Below are 5,514 nucleotides of genomic sequence, written 5' to 3' on the forward strand. Positions count from 1 at the left end.
GCGGGGCGGGGGCGCGGGGCGTCGCGCCCGCGGGCGGGCGGGGGCGGAGGCGGAGGCCCCGGGGGGGGGCTCGGGCGGTGGCCGCCCCGCCCCCGCCCCGGCGGGCTCTATGGACGGGCCCCATGCCGCTCGCCGGGCATGGCCTGGCGCTACCGCAATGGGGCGCCCATTCAGAAAAGCATATTGATAGGAATGAAATTAGTAGTATCCTATCTATCTATGGACCGCCCCCTCGACGAGCGCACCGTGCTGCAGATGCAGCTCAGCTCCGGCCTGCTGTATGCAGGGCGGCAGTGGCAGCGCCTGGCCGACAGCCGGTTGGGCAGCTACGGGATCTCCACCGCCTGCACCATGCCCCTGCTGATGATCGGCCGCTCCGGCGGCGGCATCCGCCAGGTCGCCCTGGCCCAGCAGCTGGGCATGGAGGGCCCCTCGCTGGTACGCCTGCTGGACAAGCTCTGTGCCAGCGACCTGGTCCGCCGTGAAAGTGATGCAAGCGACCGTCGCGCCAACCTGCTGTGGCTGACCGAGGCCGGCCAAGCGCTGGTGCAGGAACTTGAAGATCAGTTGATCGACCTGCGTCAGGACGTGTTCGGCGCGCTTTCCATGGATGAACTGCACGCCGTGCTGAAGGCATGGCGCCTGCTGGCCGAGGCCGCCGACCGCATCACGTGAGACCGATGTCCCCGGATACCGCCGCTGCCGTTGCCACGCCAGCGGCTGTCACCCGTTGTTGTTGTGCCGTTGTTCCTCCCCTCCCCCATCTGCCCTGCCCTACCGATGCCTGGTGAATTCAGTCTCCACGGAGTGTTCGTCCCGACCCTGCTCGGGTTGATGCTGCTGGCCTATCTGCTCAACAGCGGTCTGCACGCGCTGCTGCAACGCGCCGGTGCCTACCGCCATGTCTGGCACCCGGCGCTGTTCAACCTGGCGCTGTACGGGATCGTGCTGGGCCTGCTTTTCCACCTTCTGCGCTGGATGCAATCGTGAACAAGATCGTGAAGAAGTCCCTGCCGGTGCTGCTCACCGGTGCCGCCGTGATCGTCGCGCTGCTGGTGCTGCGCCAGCTGTGGGTCTATTACATGGACGAGCCCTGGACCCGTGACGCCCATGTCGGCGCGGACGTGGTGCAGATGGCGCCGGATGTGTCCGGCCTGGTGGAGACGGTGAACGTCGCCGACAACCAGGCGGTGAAGAAGGGCGACCTGCTGTTCGTGGTCGACCGTGCGCGCTACCGCATCGCACTGGAGCAGGCACAGGCCAGCCTGGCCGAGCGCCAGGCGTCGGTGGCCCAGCTGAAGCGCGAGATCGGTCGTGATCGCAGCCTGCAGGACCTCGTCGCTGCCGAGGACGCCGAAGTGCGCCGGGCCAAGCTGCAGGCCGCACAGGCCGCGCTGGCCACGGCACAGGCCGCAGTCGATCTGGCCGAACTCAATCTGGGCCGCACCGAAGTGCGCGCACCGGCAGACGGCCGGGTCAACGACCGTACGCTGCGCGTCGGAGACTACGTGGTGGCCGGCAAACCGGTACTGGCGTTGCTGGATACCGGCTCATTCCGCATCGATGGCTATTTCGAGGAGACCCGCCTGCAGGGTGTGGTGCCCGGGCAGCGCGTGGACATCCGCCTGATGGGTGAATCCAGGCCATTGCAGGGACATGTGGAGAGCATCGCCGCCGGCATCGAGGACCGCTACCGCAGCAACGGCAGCAGCCTGTTGCCGAACGTCACACCCGCATTCGACTGGGTGCGGCTGGCGCAGCGCATTCCCGTGCGGATTGCCATCGATGATCTTCCCGCGGGTGTTGAGTTGATCGCCGGCCGCACCGCCACCGTGACGGTGGATACCGGCCGCCGCGCGGATGACAGCAAGGCCGGCCCCACGCCGACGCGGGGCCGCCTGTGAATACCGCACTGTCCCGCCTCGGCCTGATCGTCGCACTGGCCAGCCTGGCCGCGTGCAGGACCGTTGGTCCCGACTATGCACTACCGGAAGGCTCGGCATTCAAGCGCCCGGAGGCGAACGCGGCGTTCATCGATACGCAGAACCCGCAGATCGCCGCCAACCAGCCGCTGCCGGCGCGCTGGTGGTCGCTGTACGACGATCCGGTGCTGGACGGCCTGATCAGCCAGGCGCTGCGCGACAACGTTGAGTTGAAAGCCGCTGATGCCCACCTGCGCCGCGCGGCGGCCGTGTACGAACAGGCACTGGACGCCGGTGGCTTCGAGTACGAGGCCGAGGCCGGCGTCAGCCGCGCGCAGTTGTCGGCCGAATCGTTCCTGCAGGAACACGAACTGCCGGTGATCAACCTGGCCGATGGCAAGTTCGCGGTCAGCTATCAGTTCGATCTGTTCGGCAAGCTCAAGCGCGGTGCGGAAGCGGCGCGGGCCGACGAGCAGGCAGTCGCTGCGGCGCGCGACCTGGCCCAGGTCAGCGTTGTCGCACAGGTGGCCGACAGCTATCTGGAGATCTGCCACGCCAATCACGAACTGCACGTGGCCGAGCATTCGCTGCAGCTGCAGCAGCGCGGCCGCTCGGTGACCGAGCGGTTGATCGCGGCCGGCCGCGGCACGCCGCCGGAACTGGCCCGTGCCAATGCCCAGGTCGCCCTGCTGGAGGCCGCGTTGCCGCCGTTGCGCGCGCAGCGCTCGGCGGCGGCATACTCCCTGGCCGCCCTGCTCGGCCAGACCCCCGGCCAGTTGCCGGGCGGAGTGATCGACTGCGCACAGGCACCGTCGCTGACGCAACCGCTGCCGGTCGGAGATGGCCGTGCGCTGCTGCAGCGTCGTCCGGATGTGCGCCAGGCCGAACGCAGGCTGGCCGCAGCCACCGCGCGCATTGGCGTGGCTACCGCCGAACTCTATCCGGACATCCGTCTGGGGGCTTCGATCGGCGCCGCCGGCCTGCTGGAAGATTTCGGCCAGCCCATGACCCAGCAGTGGTCGATCGGGCCGCTGATCTCGTGGACGCTGCCGTCATCGGGCAGCCATGCACGCATCCACGCTGCCGAAGCGGGCGCCGATGCAGCGCTGGCCGAGTTCGACCACACCGTGCTGCAGGCACTGCGTGAGACGCAGACCGCTCTGGACCGCTACGCACAGGACCTGCGCCGACTGCAGTCGCTGCGCATCGCCCAGGAACAGGCCGCGCTGGCAGCCGAGCAGAACCGCCGGCTTTACCAGGGTGGGCGGACACCGTACCTGGCCAGCCTGGACGCCGACCGCAGCCTGGCCACCAGCGATGCCACACTGGCCGCGGCCGAAGCACAGGTCTCGCGCGATCAGATTCACCTGTTCCTGGTGCTCGGCGGTGGCTGGCAGGCGACGGCCGCTCCACGGGCCACGGCGAACTAAGTGATGAACGCCGTGACCGATCGCCAGGCGTGGCTGTTCTCGATCAAGACCTACCTGGCCGCGATCGCCGCCTTGTACATCGCCATGGCCGGCAACCTGTCGCGCCCGTACTGGGCGATGGGTACGGTCTACATCGTCAGCCAGCCGCTGCTGGGACCAACCCGCGCCAAGGGCGTGTACCGCATCGTCGGCACCCTGGTGGCCGGCCTGGCCACACTGCTGGTGCTGCCCGCGCTGGTGGAAACCCCACTGCTGCTGAGCGCGGCGATGTCGTTCTGGCTGGCCGGCTGCCTGTTCCTGGCCCTGCTCAACCGCGGCCCGCGCGGCTATGCCTTCCTGCTCGCCGGCTATACGACCGCCTTCATCGGCTTCCCCGCCGTGACCTCGCCGGAGACGATCTTCGACACGGTCGTGGCACGCAGCGAGGAGATCATCCTCGGCACGGTGGTGGCGGTGCTGTTCGCCTCGCTGCTGTTCCCGGCTTCGGTGCGGCCGATGCTGCGCGCACGCATCGGCACCTGGATGGAGGATGCGGCGCAGTGGTGCCGGCAGATCCTGGAGCGAGGCCGCGCGCACGCACCTCGCAACCGCCTGGCCGCCGATCTGGTGCAGTTCGAGGCATTGATCGAGTTCCTGCGCCGCGATGATCCGCGCCACACCGGCGCGGCGGTCTCCATGGAGCGGCTGCGCGAGCGCATGCTGTTGCTGTTGCCGGTGCTTTCCTCCATTGCCGATCGCCTGAGTGCGCTGCGAAGCAATGGCCAGTCGCTGCCCGATGGGCTGCCGGCAGTGATCGACGACATTCACGAATGGCTGCAGCAACCGGCCAGTGCCAGTGATTACGCCCGCCTGCGTGCGCGCATCAGCGCAGTAAAGCCTCAGGTAGACCGCGACCTGCAGCACCTGCAGCTGGCCAGCCTGCTGCTGCGGCTGGAAGAGCTGGTGGACCTGTGGCAGGACTGCCGCACGCTGCAGCAGGCGATCGACCACGGCAACGCGCCGCTGGACCGCGCGCACTATCGCATCCGCACCGACCGGGTCGCGGCCGACAGGCACGTCGACTACGGCATGGCGCTGTTCTCGGCGCTCAGCGCCGGCGTGGCGCTGATGGGCTATTGCGTGCTGTGGATCGCGCTGGGCTGGGAAGGCGGTGGCAACGGCGCGATGATGGCTGCGGTAACGGCGGCCTTCTTCGCGGCACAGGATGATCCGGCACCGAGCATGGTCTCGTTCCTGGTGTGGGCGATGGTGGCCTCGCTGGTCGCAGGCGTGTACCTGTTCGGTGTATTCCCCGCCGTTCACGACTTCGGACTGCTGGCACTGGTGCTGGCGGTGGCGTTCCTGCCGCTGGGCCTGCTGCTGCACCACCCCAAGAGTGCGTTGTTTGCGCTGCCGCTGACGGTCAATCTGGCCGCGCTGCTCAGCCTGCAGAACACCTACAGCGCCAACATCCAGACGTTCGTGAACTCGTCAGTGGCGATGTTCATCGGCATCGGCTTTGCGGTGGTGATGACCCGCCTGTTCCGCTCGGTAGGTGCCGAATGGACCGCGCGGCGGCTGGTCCGGCAAGGCTGGACCACCCTGGCGGAAGCGGCCGAAGGCCGCGGACAGCAGGACAGGCAGCGCTTCGCCGCGCGCATGCTCGACCTGCTCGGGCTGCTGGCCCCCCGGCTGGCGGCGACGCCGGAAGGCAGCGACATCGCGTCGGTGGACATGCTCAATGAAGCCCGCATCGGCCTGAACATCCTGCAGCTGCGGCGTGCCCGGCTGGAACTGCCCGACCGCAGCCGCGAGGCCGTTGAGCAGATCCTGCAGGAGATTGCCGCGCACTATCGGCGCCAGGTCGCCGCACGCCGGCCGATCACCGCCGATCAGGCGCTGCGCGAGCGGTTGGATGCCTCGCTGGGGCGGGTCGGCAGCGTGGCGGCCTGCAAGGCACGCGACGAGGCGTTGATGGGCCTGGTGGGCCTGCGCTTCGCCCTGTTCCCGGAGGCGAAAGCGTTGGCGCCGGGGCTGGCGGATGCTGCCGCTCCGTCGCTATAACGCGATCCGCCGGGGGGGGGGCGGGGGGCGGCCGGCGGGGGCCGCCCCGCGGGGGGGGGGGGGCGGGCGCGGGGGGGCGGCGGCGCCCGCCGGCGGGGGGGGTGGGGGGTGGGTGGGGT

The 5,514-nt window shown here is 69.3% G+C and carries 5 protein-coding genes; all 5 read left to right on the forward strand.

Annotated elements, in window-relative coordinates; genetic code table 11:
* The first annotated feature begins 219 nt into the window (after positions 1-219).
* The 5 genes from ACVOMM_RS18535 to ACVOMM_RS18555 all read left to right on the forward strand — a co-directional run bounded on the left by ACVOMM_RS18535 (position 220) and on the right by ACVOMM_RS18555 (position 5,395).
* Positions 220-675 (forward strand): MarR family winged helix-turn-helix transcriptional regulator, encoded by a 456-nt coding sequence (locus ACVOMM_RS18535; RefSeq protein ID WP_065174050.1) that lies wholly within the window; start codon positions 220-222, stop codon positions 673-675.
* Between the two features lie 105 nt (positions 676-780).
* A complete protein-coding gene (locus ACVOMM_RS18540) occupies positions 781-990 on the forward strand; it encodes a DUF1656 domain-containing protein (RefSeq protein ID WP_053517257.1) in 210 nt (69 codons plus the stop codon).
* A complete protein-coding gene (locus tag ACVOMM_RS18545) occupies positions 987-1,904 on the forward strand; it encodes an efflux RND transporter periplasmic adaptor subunit (protein ID WP_053517256.1) in 918 nt (305 codons plus the stop codon). The genes ACVOMM_RS18540 and ACVOMM_RS18545 overlap by 4 nt, the downstream gene beginning before the upstream one ends.
* Positions 1,901-3,352 carry an efflux transporter outer membrane subunit gene (locus tag ACVOMM_RS18550; RefSeq protein WP_065174051.1) on the forward strand — a complete coding sequence of 484 codons (1,452 nt, stop codon included), beginning with the start codon at positions 1,901-1,903 and terminating at the stop codon, positions 3,350-3,352. The genes ACVOMM_RS18545 and ACVOMM_RS18550 overlap by 4 nt, the downstream gene beginning before the upstream one ends.
* 3 nt (positions 3,353-3,355) lie before the next feature.
* Positions 3,356-5,395, forward strand: coding sequence for an FUSC family protein (locus ACVOMM_RS18555; protein ID WP_445393981.1), 2,040 nt, complete (start codon positions 3,356-3,358; stop codon positions 5,393-5,395).
* Positions 5,396-5,514: the final 119 nt, after the last annotated feature.

Source organism: Stenotrophomonas sp. STEN009 (assembly GCF_056760395.1).

Bases quoted from the DNA above. Each gene is read 5' to 3' on its own strand.
- ACVOMM_RS18555 (WP_445393981.1), top strand. From the start codon at position 3,356: ATGAACGCCGTGACCGATCGCCAGGCGTGGCTGTTCTCGATCAAGACC.
- ACVOMM_RS18540 (WP_053517257.1), top strand. From the start codon at position 781: ATGCCTGGTGAATTCAGTCTCCACGGAGTGTTCGTCCCGACCCTGCTC.
- ACVOMM_RS18535 (WP_065174050.1), top strand. From the start codon at position 220: ATGGACCGCCCCCTCGACGAGCGCACCGTGCTGCAGATGCAGCTCAGC.